General features: G+C 69.2%; 15 protein-coding genes and 1 tRNA gene. 8 read left to right on the plus strand and 8 right to left on the minus strand.

Features of this window, described 5'->3' with window-relative positions; all coding sequences use genetic code 11:
- Positions 1-142: 142 nt before the first annotated feature.
- On the minus strand, positions 143-853 hold the full coding sequence (locus tag ACFWEP_RS04285) for a DUF5324 family protein (RefSeq protein WP_387365414.1): 711 nt from the start codon (positions 851-853) through the stop codon (positions 143-145).
- 329 nt (positions 854-1182) lie between these two features.
- Here ACFWEP_RS04285 and ACFWEP_RS04290 point away from each other — a divergent pair, with 329 nt between their 5' ends.
- Positions 1183-1710, plus strand: a complete 528-nt coding sequence (locus tag ACFWEP_RS04290; RefSeq protein WP_387365313.1) for a peptidylprolyl isomerase — start codon at positions 1183-1185, stop codon at positions 1708-1710.
- Between the two features lie 218 nt (positions 1711-1928).
- Complete coding sequence (locus tag ACFWEP_RS04295) at positions 1929-2834, plus strand: rhomboid family intramembrane serine protease (protein ID WP_387365316.1); 906 nt, start codon at positions 1929-1931, stop codon at positions 2832-2834.
- Between the two features lie 404 nt (positions 2835-3238).
- On the opposite strand, the gene crgA is transcribed toward ACFWEP_RS04295, so the two are convergent.
- The gene (crgA, locus tag ACFWEP_RS04300) at positions 3239-3493 is read right to left on the minus strand and encodes a cell division protein CrgA (RefSeq protein ID WP_328720551.1); all 255 of its coding nucleotides are present in this window, start codon (positions 3491-3493) and stop codon (positions 3239-3241) included.
- A 137-nt stretch (positions 3494-3630) separates the two neighbouring features.
- Here crgA and ACFWEP_RS04305 point away from each other — a divergent pair, with 137 nt between their 5' ends.
- The 5 genes from ACFWEP_RS04305 (at position 3631) to ACFWEP_RS04325 (ending at position 7686) form a co-directional block, all read left to right on the plus strand.
- Positions 3631-4398 carry a DUF881 domain-containing protein gene (locus tag ACFWEP_RS04305; protein WP_387365319.1) on the plus strand — a complete coding sequence of 256 codons (768 nt, stop codon included), beginning with the start codon at positions 3631-3633 and terminating at the stop codon, positions 4396-4398.
- Positions 4399-4516: 118 nt separating this feature from the next.
- Positions 4517-4702, plus strand: coding sequence for a hypothetical protein (locus tag ACFWEP_RS04310; protein ID WP_328720549.1), 186 nt, complete (start codon positions 4517-4519; stop codon positions 4700-4702).
- The gene (locus ACFWEP_RS04315) at positions 4699-5337 is read left to right on the plus strand and encodes an aminodeoxychorismate/anthranilate synthase component II (RefSeq protein ID WP_387365326.1); all 639 of its coding nucleotides are present in this window, start codon (positions 4699-4701) and stop codon (positions 5335-5337) included. The genes ACFWEP_RS04310 and ACFWEP_RS04315 overlap by 4 nt, the downstream gene beginning before the upstream one ends.
- Entirely contained in the window at positions 5334-6881 is a 1548-nt protein-coding gene (locus ACFWEP_RS04320; RefSeq protein WP_387365329.1) for a class E sortase, read from the plus strand. Before ACFWEP_RS04315 ends, ACFWEP_RS04320 begins: the two co-directional genes overlap by 4 nt.
- Positions 6882-6945: 64 nt before the next feature.
- Positions 6946-7686, plus strand: coding sequence for a class E sortase (locus tag ACFWEP_RS04325; protein ID WP_387365332.1), 741 nt, complete (start codon positions 6946-6948; stop codon positions 7684-7686).
- Positions 7687-7832: 146 nt separating this feature from the next.
- Here ACFWEP_RS04325 and pknB read toward each other — a convergent pair whose 3' ends face one another.
- The 6 genes from pknB to ACFWEP_RS04355 all read right to left on the minus strand — a co-directional run bounded on the left by pknB (position 7833) and on the right by ACFWEP_RS04355 (position 15898).
- Positions 7833-9818: a Stk1 family PASTA domain-containing Ser/Thr kinase gene (gene pknB / locus ACFWEP_RS04330; protein WP_387365335.1), complete on the minus strand. Its 1986-nt coding sequence runs from the start codon at positions 9816-9818 to the stop codon at positions 7833-7835.
- A gap of 168 nt (positions 9819-9986) precedes the next feature.
- Entirely contained in the window at positions 9987-11441 is a 1455-nt protein-coding gene (locus ACFWEP_RS04335; protein WP_387365338.1) for a peptidoglycan D,D-transpeptidase FtsI family protein, read from the minus strand.
- On the minus strand, positions 11438-12856 hold the full coding sequence (locus ACFWEP_RS04340) for an FtsW/RodA/SpoVE family cell cycle protein (RefSeq protein ID WP_387365341.1): 1419 nt from the start codon (positions 12854-12856) through the stop codon (positions 11438-11440). Before ACFWEP_RS04340 ends, ACFWEP_RS04335 begins: the two co-directional genes overlap by 4 nt.
- Positions 12857-12879: 23 nt before the next feature.
- On the minus strand, positions 12880-14364 hold the full coding sequence (locus ACFWEP_RS04345; RefSeq protein ID WP_387365344.1) for a Stp1/IreP family PP2C-type Ser/Thr phosphatase: 1485 nt from the start codon (positions 14362-14364) through the stop codon (positions 12880-12882).
- Positions 14365-14496: 132 nt separating this feature from the next.
- Positions 14497-15012 (minus strand): FHA domain-containing protein, encoded by a 516-nt coding sequence (locus tag ACFWEP_RS04350; protein ID WP_266706652.1) that lies wholly within the window; start codon positions 15010-15012, stop codon positions 14497-14499.
- A 10-nt stretch (positions 15013-15022) separates the two neighbouring features.
- Entirely contained in the window at positions 15023-15898 is an 876-nt protein-coding gene (locus ACFWEP_RS04355; protein ID WP_387365348.1) for an FhaA domain-containing protein, read from the minus strand.
- A gap of 311 nt (positions 15899-16209) precedes the next feature.
- Between ACFWEP_RS04355 and ACFWEP_RS04360 the strand changes: the two genes are divergently transcribed.
- A tRNA-Leu gene (locus ACFWEP_RS04360) sits at positions 16210-16292 on the plus strand.
- Positions 16293-16294: the final 2 nt, after the last annotated feature.

Consider the following 16294-nt stretch of genomic DNA (forward strand, 5'->3'; position numbering starts at 1 on the left):
TTGTGTCCTGTGTTGGGCGCGCCGCGCCCGGGCCCGCGCCGCCCCCCCCCTCGACGAGGCGGCCACGGTGGAGCGAGGGCGACCGGTAGGTGCGCCGTTTCACGTGAAACATGGGGCGGCACGGAGGATCCGGCCGGACGGTTCAGGGACGGTCGTCGCGGTTCTTCCCGTTCGGGTCGCCTGCTTCGGCCTCCGCCTGCTTCGCCCTGACCTCGGGGTCCAGGTCGGTGCCGTCGACCGAGGTCAGCGGGGACTGGTCGTCACGGACCGCGGTGGGCTCCGACGGCTCCACCAGCCAGTCCGGGTTGGCCTGCCGGTCCCACCAGCGCCAGGCGGCGCAGGCGCCCCCGGCGACCAGCGAGAGGACGAGGAATCCCTTGACGAACCGACCGGTCTTCGCCCGGCGTGCGTTCTTCCTCGCGAGCCGGTTGATGTCCTTGGCGGTCACCTGACCGCGCAGCGCTGCCAGAGCCGCTGCGCTGCGGACTTGGGCCTCCTCGGCGATCGGTGTGGCCGCGGCCACCGCGTACTCGAATCGGGGCACTGTGTAGCCGGCGGCGTTCTTGGCCACCTTGCGGGTCCGTACTGCGGCGCCCCGGGCAGCGTCGTCGACCTTCGGGGGCACGTGGGCGAGAGCCTGGTCGATGCGCGGCGCGACATGCGCGACGTACTGCACACGGGCCTGCTGCGCCGCAGCCGACACCTTGGGTGCGAGGCGCACGCGTGCCTCGTTGGCGTAGTGCGCGGCCTGGATCTTGGCTGTGTCGGCGTAAGGCGCCACCACTTCCGCGGCGTGCTGCGCGCTTTCCTTCGCCGAGTCGGTTGCGGCGCGCACGCTGTCGATGCGGGTCACGGGATCCTCCTCCTTGGTGGCGGGTAGGTACTCCGCCTGTCCGCCCATGCCGAAATCATGCCTGCGAGGGTTCTGCGCGGCATGCGGGACGGGCATCCGGGTCATGGGGCGAACGCGGTCAATCCGAATCATGGAGTGCGTGGACGACGATGCCACGGTTCAGGTGGAGGCGCGCCGTACGGGCGTCTGCCCCGCAGGGTGTGTCCTGGTGAAGCGCCCGGACGGGGCACGGGGAGAAGTGCGGTCCGCAGCCACCGCGCAGGGAGAGTTCGCCGTGCGAGGATCGGGGAGTTTCACCGCGTGGACCGAGGATCGATGGAAGGCAGACCGTGGCCGAGCAGCTGTACGCCACCCTGAGGACGAGCCAGGGCGACATCGAGATCCGGCTTCTGCCGAACCACGCTCCCAGGACGGTCCGGAACTTCGTCGACCTTGCCACCGGCGCCAGGGAGTGGACCCACCCGGCGACGGGCACCCGGTCCGCCGGCCGGCTCTACGACGGAACGGTCTTCCACCGGGTCCTGGAGAACTTCATGATCCAGGGCGGCGATCCACTGGGCAACGGCACCGGGGGGCCGGGGTACGAGTTCCCGGACGAGTTCCATCCCGATCTCGCTTTCACCCGGCCCTACCTGCTCGCCATGGCCAACGCCGGACCGGGGACGAACGGTTCGCAGTTCTTCGTGACCGTCTCACCCACGGCGTGGCTGACGGGCAAGCACACGATCTTCGGTGAGGTCCCCGGCGCGGCCGGCCGCAAGGTCGTGGACGCGATCGCGTCGCTCCCGGCGAACCCGCGGACGAACCGGCCTATTCAGGACGTCGTACTGGAATCGGTCCTGATAGAGCGACGGTGAGGCGCCGAGCCGCGGACGGCTGAGCGGTGGACGGCCGGACCGGGGGCCGCAGAGCGGCGGCCTGCCGGCCGTGGGGCTGCGGTCCTTCTGATCGCCTGTCAGTCCCCCGGTGGGTTTCCGCGCGGGGAATCATCGGGACCGGTGGTCCGTACGGTTACATGACGGACCAGGACTGGCAGTGACAGGGCTGGCAGCGACGGACCGAGAGGTCGGTACCGATGGACCAGCAGCCGCCGGCAGACCGTGACCCGTCCGAAGAGGGAGGGGCGACGCGGTTCTGCTACCGCCATCCGGACCGCGGGACCGGAATCCGCTGCGCCCGGTGCGAGCGTCCGATCTGCACCGAGTGCATGATCAGTGCCTCCGTGGGTTTCCACTGCCCGGAATGCGTCCGGACCGCTGCGGGTACGGGCCACCACCCGGCTGCCACGCGGCCCCGTACGCTCACCGGCGGCGCGGTGGCGGCCGATTCCCGGCTGGTCACGAAGATCCTGCTCGCGATCAATGTGGCGGTCTTCGCCGCCGTGTGGCTGACCGGCAGGTCGTGGCTGCTCCAGGACCTGCTGCTGGTGGGCCGCGCCTGGGATTCCCAGCCGTTCCCCGGCAGCCTGACGGGGGTTGCCGAGGGACAGTGGTACCGCCTGATCACCTCGGTCTTCCTCCACGAGGAGCTGCTGCACATCGCCTTCAACATGCTCGGGCTGTGGTGGCTGGGTGGGCCTCTGGAGGCCGCGCTCGGCCGGCTCCGCTTTCTCGCGCTGTATCTGCTGTCGGGGCTGGCGGGCAGCGCGGTCACCTACTGGATGAGCGCGCAGAACCAGGGTTCCCTGGGAGCCTCCGGGGCCGTCTTTGGTCTTCTGGGCGCCACCGTCGTGCTCATGCGGCGGATGAACTACGACCTGCGGCCGGCCTTGGTCATCCTCGCGCTGAACGTGCTCTTCAGCCTGCGGCCGGGGGTCGCGTGGCAGGCCCATCTCGGCGGTCTGGTCGCCGGAACGCTCATCGCCGCCGCGCTGGTGCACGCGCCCCCCGCCCGGCGGAATCTGGTGCAGTTCGGGGCTTGTGCCTTGGTTTTGGTGGCGTCGGTCCTGATCGTTCTTGCTCGAACCGCAGCGCTTACCTGACGGATTCTGTCCACTTCCGAGGTGGACTTATCCACAGAGTGGGACGGTGAGGGAGTGGAGAGTGGGTACTGGTGTTCGTACTGTCGCTGAACAGGGTCTTTCTGGCCCAGAAAGGCGCTACAGCCCCCCTCGATGAGGGAGGCTGTAGTCACACTGGCGTCAACTTCGGCGTGGGTTATCCACAGATCGTCTGACCTTTTCCCCCGGTTGTGGATAACTCTGTGGGTAACTTCCGGGCGCGGCCCGGAAGCAGGCAGGGGCGGGCACCCGGAAGGCCGGTCGGACACCGCTGTCGCACGGGTTCCGCCGGTATCTCGGGTGACGCGGTCCTTCGGGGTCAGGCAGTTGTCGCGCATGCCGCGGGGAAGGGGCGGCAGGAGCAGGGGGGAAGCCGGTTCAGCGGACTACTTCCACTGCGTGGAGACGGCGAACCCGCCGCCGATGAGTCCGAAGCCGACCACGATGTTCCAGTTGTGGAGCGCCTCGATGGGGAGCGAGCCGTCGGTCACGTAGAACAGGACGATCCAGGCCAGACCGATGAGGAAGAGCCCCAGCATCACCGGAGCGATCCAGCCGCGATTGCCCAGCTTGATGGTGGTCGCCTGGTTCGCCGCGATCGGCGTGAAACCGGCCTTCTTGCGGATACGTGACTTCGGCACGAGGAACGCTCCTGTCGATGCGCTGCGTGACCGCGCAGTGATCTTTGGCTGGCGCCCGAGGGCGCTGGGGGGAAGCTGCCTCCCCCGGGCGTCCGTTAGCGTAGTGCTTCCATGGCGCCTGATGAGATAAGGGTACGTTGAGCAATCTCGCGGACTCTCCCGAAAGGGCGGCCCGGCGCACCTCGAAGTGGCCGGTCCGGGTGCTCACCGCTGCCGTCTTCGCGCTCGCCGGTCTCATTTTCGTGACCAGTGCCAATACGGCCAAGGGCACCAACATCCGCAGCGACTCCTCCCTGCTCAGGCTCTCCGACCTCATCGGTGAGCGGAGCGACAAGAACGGGCTGCTGACCGAATCGAACGCGGCCGTGCGCGCGCAGATCGACGCGCTCGCCCAGCGCGACGACGGCAGCACCGAGGCCCAGGACACCCGGCGCAAGGCGCTGGAGAAATCGGCCGGGACGACGGCGATCACCGGGAAGTCGGTCAGCGTGACGCTCGACGACGCCCCGCCCGACGCGACCGCGAACCCCGGCTACCCGGAGCCCCAGCCCAACGACCTGGTGATCCACCAGCAGGACCTGCAGGCCGTGGTCAACGCGCTCTGGGACGGTGGCGCACAGGGCATCCAGGTCATGGACCAGCGGCTCATCTCCACCAGCGCCGTCCGCTGCGTCGGCAACACCCTGATCCTCCAGGGCCGCGTCTACTCGCCTCCGTACAAGGTCACCGCCGTGGGCGATCCCGACAAGCTCCGCGCGGCGCTCGACGCCTCCACCGCCCTGCAGAACTACCAGCTGTACGTGAAGGCGTACGGGCTCGGCTGGAAACTCGACGAGGACGACGGCGCGACCCTGCCGGCGTACTCGGGCACGATCGACCTCCACTACGCCCAGCCCGCCGGATAGCCGCGGTCCCGGGCGGGACGGAGGGCGGCCTTCCGCCGGCACCCTGTGGCTTTCCACAGCTGCCCCACGTCCGGGCCGGCGACCTTTAGTCTGGTCCCGAACCGAATGGAGGGGCAGCATGTACGGCTGGATCTGGCGCCATCTGCCGGGCAACGCGCTGGTGCGGGGGATCATCTCGCTCGTGCTCGTCCTGGGAGTCGTCTACGCACTCTTCCAGTACGTCTTCCCCTGGGCGGAGCCGCTGCTCCCGTTCGGTGACGTGACGGTGGACGGCCAGAGCGCCGGAGCGGAGGCAGGGCAGTGAGCGCACGCATTCTGGTCGTGGACAACTACGACAGCTTCGTCTTCAACCTCGTGCAGTACCTCTACCAGCTCGGCGCGGAGTGCGAGGTGGTCCGCAACGACGAGGTCACCACCGCCCACGCCCAGGACGGCTTCGACGGGGTCCTGCTCTCGCCCGGCCCCGGTGCTCCCGAACAGGCCGGTGTCTGCATCGACATGGTGCGCCACTGCGCGTCGACGGGTGTTCCGGTCTTCGGCGTCTGTCTCGGCATGCAGGCGATGACGGTGGCGTACGGCGGGGTCGTGGACCGGGCGCCCGAGCTGCTGCACGGCAAGACCTCGCCGGTGTTCCACGACGGGCAGGGCGTCTTCGCGGGCCTGCCGTCCCCCTTCACCGCCACCCGCTACCACTCGCTGGCCGCCGAACCCTCCGCGTTCCCCGCCGCGCTGGAAGTCACCGCGCGTACGGCCGACGGCATCGTCATGGGGCTGCGCCACCGCGATCTGCCGGTCGAGGGAGTGCAGTTCCACCCCGAGTCGGTACTCACCGAGCACGGTCATCTGATGCTGGCCAACTGGCTCGTCCGGTGCGGCGACACGGGCGCGGTCGGCAGGTCGGCGGGGCTCACGCCGGTGGTGGGCAAGGCCGTCGCGTGACCCCACTCCGTCCCGAGCACGACGCCGGGCAGGAGTACCCGCCCGGACGCGGGAGGGACGGTTCGTTCGAGGACGCGGTGGGCCGGCTGGCGGACCCGTTGAACGACCCGTTGCCGGGCGGCTACGCCCCGCCCCGGGCCCGCCACGCCGGGGACGGGCCGGTGGAGAGCGCACCGGGCGGCCCGCCGGACGAACGTCCGCCCGCGGGGGGACGCGTGGTCGAGGGCGTGGTGGTGGAGAGCTCCCTGCGGGGCCGTACGGGGGGACCACGGCCACCGCAGCGGCCCGTCCGGCCCCATCGGCGCAAGAACCCCCAACAGGCCGTCTACGGGCCGCAGGAGGGCCTCGGTCCGTCCGGCGAACCCGGCGAGTGGTACGACCCCGAGGGCTACCGCCGCGACTGGTACGGGCAGGAGCGGCAGCCGGCCGCGTCCGGACCGGCCGGCCCCACCACGTCGGGCTCCGGCACGGGCGCCGCGACCGCTGCGGGCGTCACGCCCGCCGGAGCGTCATCGGGCACGCGGTACCCCTCCACCCCGTCGTTCCCCGGCGCGTTCCCGGACGAGGCGGCGACCACCGTCCTGCCCACGCAGGACCCGCCGGGGGACGACCCCGGTCGGCTCCCGCCGCATGACGAGACCGTCGCATTGCGGACGGTGGGCCCCGCCCGTGCGGACGGGGCTCCGGAGGGCGTGCCGGCGGCGGGCGGCCGGGCGGAGCGGCGGAGGGCGGCGAAGGCGGGCGGGCGCCGCAGGGCGCCGCAGCAGCCGGTTCCCTCCGGGGGGAGTGGCCCGGGCGCGGGACCCGGGGGTACGGAGCCCGCCCGCCCGATGTCGCGGGTGGAGGCCCGCAGGGCGGCCCGCGCGGCCAAGGACAGCCCGGCCGTGGTCGTCAGCCGGGTCGTCGGCGAACTCTTCATATCGCTCGGTGTGTTGATGCTGCTGTTCGTCGCCTACCAGCTCTGGTGGACCAACGTCCGGGCCGACCGGATCGCGGGGCAGGAGACCCACAAGATCCAGGACCAGTGGGCGGCCGGCGAGCGGGATCCCGGGACCTTCGCGCCCGGCCAGGGCTTCGCGATCATCCACATCCCGAAACTCGACGTGGTCGCGCCCATCGCGGAGGGCACCAGCAAGGAGAAGGTGCTCGACCGGGGCATGGTCGGCCACTACGGCGAGGGTGCGCTGAAGACCGCGATGCCCTCGGACCCCCGGGGCAACTTCGCGCTGGCCGGCCACCGCAACACCCATGGTGAGCCGTTCCGTTACGTCAACAAGCTGAAGCCGGGCGACAAGGTCGTGGTCGAGACCCAGGACGCGTACTACACGTACGAGATGACGAAGACCCTCGCGCAGACCTCGCCGTCCAATGTGTCGGTGATCGATCCGGTGCCCGCGGGGTCCGGTTTCACGGCACCCGGCCGGTACATCACGCTGACGACGTGCACGCCGGAGTTCACCAGTACCTACCGTCTGATCGTCTGGGGCAAGATGGTCGACGAGCGGCCTCGGAGCAAGGGCAAGCCCGACGCCCTCCTGGACTGACGACAGTGCGCTCGGGGGCGGAACGTCCCGGCGACGGACAACCCCATGACAAGGGACGGTTGCGGTGGCGACGAGGACCGAGTACGAGGCGCGGGCCGACGAACCCGCGCCCACTCCCGCGACGGAGCCGTCCGGGCGTCATCCGGTGGCGGCGATCGTCAGCGTCTTCGGTGAACTCCTCATCACCGCGGGGCTGGTGCTCGGCCTCTTCGTGGCGTACTCGCTGTGGTGGACCAACGTGGTGGCCGACCACGAGGCCGACAAGCAGAGCAACGCCGTCCGCGACGGCTGGACGGCGGACGGCGGACCGGGCGACCTGAACACCGAGGGCGGCATCGGCTTCCTGCACGTGCCCGCCATGAAGAACGGCGAGGTGCTGGTCAAGAAGGGCACCGAGACCTCGGTACTCAACGACGGTGTCGCCGGCTACTACACCGATCCCCTTCCGGCTGCGCTCCCCTCGGACGACCCGGGGAACTTCACGCTCGCGGCGCACCGGGACGGTCACGGCGCGAAGTTCCACAACATCGACAAGCTGCACGACGGTGACGCGATCGTCTTCGAGACCAAGGACACCTGGTACGTCTACAAGGTCTTCAAGACGCTCCCGGAGACCACGAAGTACAACGTGGACGTCCTTCAGCAGGTGCCGAAGGAGGCCGGAGTGACCAAACCCGGCCACTACATCACCCTGACGACCTGCACGCCCGTCTACACCTCGAAGTACCGCTACGTCGTGTGGGGCGAGCTGGTGCGCACGGAGAAGGTCGACAGCGACCGCACGCTCCCGGCCGAGCTGCGCTGACCGCCCGCCGCGTCGGACGCGCGGTATCGGGCGCGCACCGCCTCGCACGGGACGCGCAGTAGCCGTCGCTCCGGCTTATCACCCGTAGAACATACGAATGGGCCCGGACCGCCTCAGGTGGTCCGGGCCCATTCGCGTGGCGGGGGTCAGTGCCCCATGTTGCCGAAGAGGCCGTCCCCGCCGCCGCCCACGGTCTTCACGTTGACCGCGCTGCCCTTGGCGACCTGCTGGTTGGTCTGCGGGTCGGAGCTGAGGATGCGGGCGTTGTCGTCGGACGAGCCGTCGACGCTGCCGAGGACGAGGCCGCTCTGGGCGAGCAGGTTCTTCGCGTCGCCGAGAGTCTGCCCGGCCAGGTTCGGGACGGCCACCTGCTCGGGCTGCGGCGGTCCCTTGGAGACCTTCAGCACGATCTGGACGTCCTTGGCCTGCTGGGTGTTGGCCTCCGGGGTCTGCCCGACCACGGTGCCCGCCGGAGACGTCGAGTCGACATCGGTCCGCGAGATGCTCGTGAACTCGAGGGCGACCAGCTGGGCCTGCGCCTGTTCGAAGGTGCGGCCGGACGTCGAGAGATCCGGCATGGTGATGAGCTTCTCCTCGGCGACGGTGATCGTCACCTCGGAGTCCTTCTCGGCCTCGGACCCGCCTTCCGGACTCTGCTTGGTGACCGTGCCCGGGGTCGCGTCGGACTGCTCGCTCTCCACCTTGACGGTGAAGCCCTTCTCTTCCAGCTGCTTGCGGGCGCTGTCCTTGGACTTCTCGGTCACGTCCGGGACCTCGACCTTGGGCGCACCGGAGGAGACGTGGACCGTGACGGTCGCGTTCTTCTCGATGTCACCGCCGGAGGGGTCCTGGTCGCAGATCTTGCCCTTCTCCTGGTCCTCGCACGGCTTCTCCTCGCCGACCTTGAGGACCAGATCGGAGTTGGTGGCGAGCCGTTGGGCCTCCGCGACCGTCGATCCGACCATGTTCGGTACCGGGACGGTGCCGGCTTCCTCCTTCTCGCTGAAGACGGCGCGGCCGATCAGGATGGCTCCGATCAGTACGAGCACGCCCGCGACGACGAGGAGGATCGTCGAGGTGTTGTTCTTCTTCTGGCGCCGCCGGCCGGGGCGGTCGTCGTAGCCGTAGCCGCCGTCGTCGGGGTTGAGCGGCGGCATCATCGACGTCTGCGGGCCGCCGCCGTTGTCCGCGGCACGCAGGGCGGTGGTGGGCTGGTCGCCTCCGTAGCCGCCGTCGTAACCGCCGTAGCCCCCGTAACCGGCCGCACCCATGGCGGCCGCCGCGGCGACGGGGCGGCCGTCGAGGCAGGCCTCGATGTCGGCGCGCATCTCGTCGGCGGACTGGTAGCGGTAGTCGGGGTCCTTGGTGAGCGCCTTCAGCACGATCGCGTCCATCTCGGGCGTGATCTCGGGGTCGAAGTTGCTCGGCGGCTGCGGTTCCTCACGGACGTGCTGGTAGGCCACCGCTACGGGCGAGTCCCCGATGAAGGGCGGCCGGACCGCGAGCAGCTCGTACAGCAGGCAGCCGGTGGAGTACAGGTCGGAGCGGGCGTCGACCTGCTCGCCCTTCGCCTGCTCCGGGGAGAGGTACTGGGCGGTGCCGATGACCGCGGCGGTCTGCGTCATCGTCATGCCGGAGTCACCCATCGCACGGGCGATGCCGAAGTCCATGACCTTGACCTGGCCGGTGCGCGTCAGCATGACGTTGGCCGGCTTGATGTCGCGGTGCACGATCTGGGCGCGGTGCGAGTACTCCAGCGCCTGGAGGATGCCGACCGTCATCTCCAGGGTGCGCTCGGGCAGCAGTCTGCGGCCGGAGTGCAGGAGCTCCCGGAGCGTCGAGCCGTCGACGTACTCCATCACGATGTACGGGATCGAGACCCCGTCCACGTAGTCCTCACCGGTGTCGTAGACGGCGACGATCGCGGGGTGGTTGAGCGAGGCGGCAGACTGGGCCTCACGGCGGAACCGGGCCTGGAAGGACGGATCGCGGGCCAGGTCGGCCCGGAGCGTCTTCACGGCTACGGTGCGGCCGAGCCGGGTGTCGTGCGCGAGGTAGACCTCGGCCATGCCACCACGGCCGAGCACCGAGCCCAGTTCGTACCGGCCGCCGAGGCGACGCGGCTCTTCCATCACTGTTCCAGCCCTCTCCGTCAGTCCCGACCGCACCCGTGTGTGGTCCGGCGGTGCGCTGTCCGCGCATACGCTACCGGGCACACGCGACGCGTTCGGCCCGCACCCGTCAGCCGATATCCGACCGGTATCCCGATGTCCGGTATGACGGTCAGGCGTCAGGCCCTGCTACTTGCTGTCGATGACCGCCTTCATGATGGCCCTCGCGATCGGGGCGGCCAGGCCACCACCGGAGATGTTGTCGCGGTTGGCCTTGCTGTCGGCGACCACGACCGCGACGGCGACCGGGGATCCCTTGTCGGTCTTCGCGTACGAGATGAACCAGGCGTACGGCTTCTTGCTGTTGTTCACGCCGTTCTCGGCCGTGCCGGTCTTGCCGCCGACGGTGACGCCGTCGATCCTGGCGTTGGTTCCCGTGCCCTGCTCGACGACGGTCTCCATCATCTGCTGGATCTTCTGGGCGTTGGCGGCGGAGAGGGGCTGGCTCATCTCCTTCGGCTCGGCCGTGTAGATGGTGTCCGTGTTCGGCGCCTGCCGCGCGGCGACCATGTACGGCTGCATGAGCTTGCCGTCGTTGGCGATGGTCGAGGCCACCATGGCCATCTGGAGCGGGGTGGCGCGGTTGGACGCCTGGCCGATGCCCGCCATGGCGTTCTGCGACGGGTTGTCCTCGGGGTAGACGCTCTTGTCGGCGCGGACCGGGGTGAAGATCTCGTCGTTGAAGCCGAATTTGTTGGCTTCTTCGATCATCTTCTTGTTGCCGAGGTCGGCGCTGATCTTGCCGAAGACGGTGTTGCAGGACCAGCGCAGGGCTTCCCGGAGCGAGGCGTTCTCGCAGGGGATGTTGCCCTCGTTGTTGAGCGGGAGCTTGGTGAGGGGGATGTTGTACGGGAGCGGCGACTTGGTCGTATCGTCGATGCTGTCGTAGAGGCCGTTCTCCAGGGCGGCGGCCGCCGTGACGACCTTGAACGTCGAACCCGGCGGGTAGGTCTCGCGCAGCGCCCGGTTGAGCATCGGCTGGTCCTTGTCCGCGAGGAGCTTCGCGCGGGCTGCGGAGTCCTTGTCGGAGTTGCCGGCGAACACCGACGGGTCGTAGGACGGCGTGCTGGCCAGGGCCAGGATGGCGCCGGTCTGCGGGTCGAGCGCGACGGCCGCGCCCTTCTGGTTGCCGAGTCCCTCGAAGGCGGCCTTCTGCGCGGCGCCGTTGAGGGTGGTGACGACGTTGCCGCCCTTCTTCTCGTCGCCGGTGAACATCGACAGGGTGCGGTTGAAGAAGAGCTGGTCGTCGTTGCCCGTGAGGATGCCGTCCTCGAGGTTCTCCAGCTGGGTGGAGTCGAACGCCTGCGAGGAGAAGCCGGTGACGGGGGCCCACATGGGCCCGTCCTTCCAGACCCGCTTGTACTTGAAGTCGCTGCCGTTCGTCTCGACCGAGCCCGTGACGGCCTTGCCGTCGACGATGATGTCGCCGCGCTCGTGGGCGTACCGCTCGATCCGGACGCGACGGTTCTCCTCGCGCGAGTTCAGCTCGTCGGCGCGGACGTACTGCAGGTAGTTCGTGCGGACCAGCAGGGCCAGGATCAGGACCCCGCAGAAGATCGCGATCCTGCGCAGGGGCTTGTTCACGGACGGACCACCTGAGTCATCTCGGCGTCGGGCGAGGGGGCGGGGGCGGGCGCCGGGCGGCGCGCGGTGTCGCTGATCCGGATGAGGATCGCGATTAGCGCCCAGTTGGCGAGCACGGACGAACCGCCGTACGCCAGGAACGGCATCGTCATACCGCTGAGCGGGATGAGGCCCATCACACCGCCGGCGACGACGAAGACCTGGATGGCGAAGGCGCCGGAGAGACCGACCGCCAGGAGCTTGCCGAACGGGTCGCGGGCGGCGAGGGCGGTACGGATACCGCGCTCGACGATCAGGCCGTAGACCAGCAGGACCGCCATCATTCCGGCCAGTCCCAGCTCCTCGCCGACGGTGGAGAGGATGAAGTCGGCGTTGGCGGCGAACATGATCAGGTCCGAGTGGCCCTGGCCGAGGCCGGAGCCGAGGGTGCCGCCGGAACCGAACGACATCAGGGACTGGGCGATCTGCTCGCTCGCGCCGCTGCCGCCCTGGCCGAATCCCTTGAAGGGGTCCAGCCACGCGTCCACGCGCTGCTGGACGTGCGGCTCGAAGGTCGCGACGCCGACCGCGCCCGCCCCGGACATCAGCAGACCGAAGACGATCCAGCTGGTCCGCTCGGTCGCCACGTAGAGCATGACGATGAAGAGGCCGAAGAAGAGCAGCGAGGTGCCGAGGTCGGTCTCGAAGACGAGGATCAGGATCGACAGCGCCCAGATCGTCAGGATCGGGCCGAGGTCACGGCCGCGGGGCAGGTACATCCCCATGAAGCGTCGGCTCGCCAGGGCCAGCGCGTCGCGCTTCACCATGAGATAGCCGGAGAAGAAGATCGCGATGAAGATCTTCGCGAACTCTCCGGGCTGGATGGAGAACGGACCCAGGCTGATCCAGATCTTCGCGCCGTTCACCTCGGGGAAGAAGATCGGGGAGATCAGCAGGACCAGGGCCACGACCATGGAGATGTACGTGTAGCGCTGGAGGACGCGGTGGTCCTTGAGGACCATCAGCACGGCGACGAAGAAGGCGACGCCGATCGCCGAGTACAGCAGCTGCTTGGGCGCGTCCGGGCTGTAGGTGTACCCCCGTCGCGCCGCGTCCTGGATCAGACGCTGCGACTGGTCGAGACGCCAGATCAGCACCAGACCCAGTCCGTTGAGCAGCGTGGCCAGCGGCAGCAGCAGCGGGTCGGCGTACGGCGCGAACTTGCGCACCACGAGGTGGGCCACGCCGCCGAGCAGGATGAGCCCGGCGCCGTAGCCGAGCATGCCGGAAGGCAGCTTGCCGTCGATGGCGAGACCGACGTTGGCGTACGCGAACACCGAGATGGCGATGGCGAAGACCATCATGATCAGTTCGGTGTTGCGGCGGCTCGGTGCGTCGATCGCGCCGATGGTGGTCGTGTTGGTGACAACGCTCATGGTGCTGTGGGCCCCCTACGGCCTTACTGCTTACCGCACTGCGGGACCAGCTTCTGCTCTTCCTCCGAGAGGCTGGGGCCGGGAGTGGGGGTCGCTGCGGTCGGCTTCGTCTCCTTGGCGGTCTCCTTGTCGGAGGCCGTCGTGGAGGTCTTGTCGGCAGAAGCGGCTGCCTCGGCGGCCTGCTTCTCGGCCGCTCGGCGCTGAGCGTCCTTCTTGCAGGCGGTCGCCTGGAGCGACAACTGGTCGACCTTCTCGCGGGCGTCGGCCAGGTTGCCCTCGGCGATCGTCTCCTCGACCTGCTTGCGCTGGTACGGCGGCAGGTACTTGAGTTCGATCTCCGGGTGGTCCTTCTCGACCTTCGAGAGCGAGATCCAGCCGAGGTCCTGGCTGATGCCCTGGAACAGGGCGACGTTGTCGTTCTTCGCGCCCACGTAGTACTGCGTCTGCGTCCAGCGGTAGCCGCCGTACACACCGCCGCCGACGATCGCCAGGGCGAGCACGACGTAGAGCGACCGCTTGAGCCACCTGCGTCCGCCGGGCTTGACGAAGTCGTCCTCGGTGTACGAGTCGAAGGAACCGTGGGGGCCGTCGCCGTAACCGGAGTCCGAACCGCTGCCGGGAGGGCCGAAGCCTCCGGCGGGGGGCGGCACGGGACGTCCGAGGCCGGCCGCGCGTCCGGCCGGGGTCTGCATGGCCCCGCCGTCGCTGAGCTGTGCCTGGTTCTCCGCGACCGCACCGACGATCACCGGGGTGTCGCTGAGGTGACCGGCCAGGGTGTCGTTGCTGTCGGCGTCCAGGACGTCGGCGACGATGCAGGTGATGTTGTCCGGTCCGCCGCCGCGCAGGGCGAGCTGGATGAGCTCCTGGATGGTCTCCTGGGGGCCCTGGTAGCTGGCGAGCGTCTCTTCCATCGTCTGGTGCGAGACGACACCGGAGAGGCCGTCGGAGCAGATGAGGTAGCGGTCGCCGGCCCGGACCTCCCGGATGGAGAGGTCGGGTTCGACGTGGTCGCCACTGCCCAGGGCCCGCATCAGCAGGGAGCGCTGCGGGTGGGTGGTGGCCTCCTCCTCGGTGATCCGGCCCTCGTCCACCAGACGCTGCACCCAGGTGTGGTCCTGGGTGATCTGCGTGAGGAGGCCGTCGCGCAGCAGGTACGCGCGGGAGTCGCCGACGTGCACCAGGCCGAGGCGCTGGCCCGTCCAGAGCAGGGCGGTGAGCGTGGTGCCCATGCCCTCCAGCTGGGGGTCCTCCTCGACCATGACGCGAAGCTGGTCGTTGGCCCGCTGCACGGCGGTGCCGAGCGAGGTGAGGATGTCCGAGCCGGGCACGTCGTCGTCGAGCTGGACGAGCGTGGAGATCACCTCGGAGCTGGCGACCTCACCTGCGGCCTGGCCGCCCATGCCGTCGGCGATCGCGAGGAGCCGGGGACCGGCGTAGCCGGAGTCCTCGTTCCCCTCCCGGATCATGCCCTTGTGCGATCCGGCGGCGAAACGCAAGGAAAGACTCATGCGCACCTCGCCCGTCGGTTCGGGGTACAGCCGGTCTTGTCGAGCCACACTGCCCACCCTCCGGTCGGGAACCGGGCCGAGTCCTTCGTCAGGACCGCCGCGGCTCGCTCGCTCCGCTCGCTCATTGTCGTACTACTTCCGCAGCTCGATGACGGTCTTGCCGATACGGATCGGCGCACCCAGCGGAACAGGCGTCGGGGTGGTGAGACGGGTCCGGTCGAGATACGTGCCGTTGGTGGACCCGAGATCCTCGACGATCCACTGGCCGTCCCGGTCGGGGTAGATCCTGGCATGCCGACTGGACGCGTAGTCGTCGTCCAGCACGATCGTTGAATCGTGGGCCCGGCCCAGCGTGATGGTCTGGCCCTGGAGCGCGACCGTGGTGCCCGTGAGGGAGCCTTCGGAGACGACCAGTTTGGTCGGTGCGCCGCGGCGCTGACGCGCCGGCTGCTGGCGTTGCTGCGGTGGTGCCGCCGCTTGTTGGCGGGCCTGCTGCGGACGCGTCTCGGTACCCGTACGGCGTGAGCCGCGCTGGGTGACGCGCGTTCCGAACAGATCGCTGCGGATGACCTGTACGGCCACGATCACGAACAGCCACAGAACGGCCAGGAAACCTAGCCGCATGACCGTCAGGGTCAGCTCTGACATTGCCCCCGCTTCACCCTTCGGCTTGCCGGTAAACGATGGTGGTGTTGCCCACGACGATCCGCGAGCCGTCGCGGAGCGTAGCGCGGGTGGTGTGCTGCCCGTCCACCACGATGCCGTTGGTGGACCCGAGATCCTGGATCGTCGAGGGCGTTCCGGTCCGGATCTCACAGTGCCGGCGCGATACGCCGGGGTCGTCGATCCGCACGTCGGCTTCGGTGCTGCGTCCCAGCACCAGCGTCGGGCGGGAGATCTGATGGCGGGTGCCGTTGATCTCGATCCAGCGCCTGACCTGCGTCTCCGGCAGAGGGCCGGAGGGCACGGGGGGGCGGCGCCGGTCGTTCGAGGGGCCGGCAGGTCGTCCGCCGCCCGGCGGCGGGGCCGCGGGCATCGGAGGAGCGGCGGCGGGCGGGTAGCCGTAACCGCCGGGGGGCTGGTGGCCCGGTGCCGGGCGCTGGGCGCCGTAGGGCTGGTCGGGCCTGCCCTGCGGTGCGGCGGGCTCCTGCTGCGAGGTGCTCGAAGCGAGGGTGCGGCTGCGCACGCGGTAGAGGCCCGTGTCCAGGTCCTCCGCCTTTTCCAGGTGGACCTTGATCGGTCCCATGAAGGTGTAGCGCTGCTGCTTCGCGTAGTCCCGTACGAGCCCGGACAGCTCGTCGCCGAGCTGTCCGGAGTAGGGGCTGAGCCGCTCGTAGTCGGGAGCGCTCAGCTCCACGATGAAGTCGTTGGGGACGACCGTCCGCTCGCGGTTCCAGATCGTCGCGTTGTTGTCGCACTCGCGCTGGAGCGCACCCGCGATCTCGACCGGCTGGACCTCGGACTTGAAGACCTTGGCGAAGGTGCCGTTGACCAGACCTTCGAGCCGCTGCTCGAAACGCTTCATGACTCCCATGGGGCACCTCCTCCGGTGTCATCGTCCCTGTACTGCTTACTGATCGTATCCACGCCCGGGGAAAACGGCTGGTTCCCCTTGTCTGCCCGGTGGATGAGTGTCCCCTCTCACACGGATCGTAGAGGTGGCCACATGACAGTGTCCCGCACACGAGGTGCTCCCGGCGGGAGTGGGGAGATGGTTCCGCGTTCCCGCTTCCCGCTCCGGAGTCCTCGAAACAACGGATGTGAATCCTCCCCGCTCAGCGTGCTAATCTTCCGTTGTCGCCAGGGAGAAGCACCGAAACGGTGAGAGGAACTGGACACCACTTTGCGCGAGTGGCGGAACGGCAGACGCGCTGGCTTCAGGTGCCAGTGTCCTTAGGGACGTGGGGGTTCAAATCCCCCCTCGCGCACA

Origin of the sequence: Streptomyces sp. NPDC060198 (assembly GCF_042728415.1) — a bacterium.
In the GTDB taxonomy this organism is placed as follows: Bacteria; Actinomycetota; Actinomycetes; order Streptomycetales; family Streptomycetaceae; genus Streptomyces.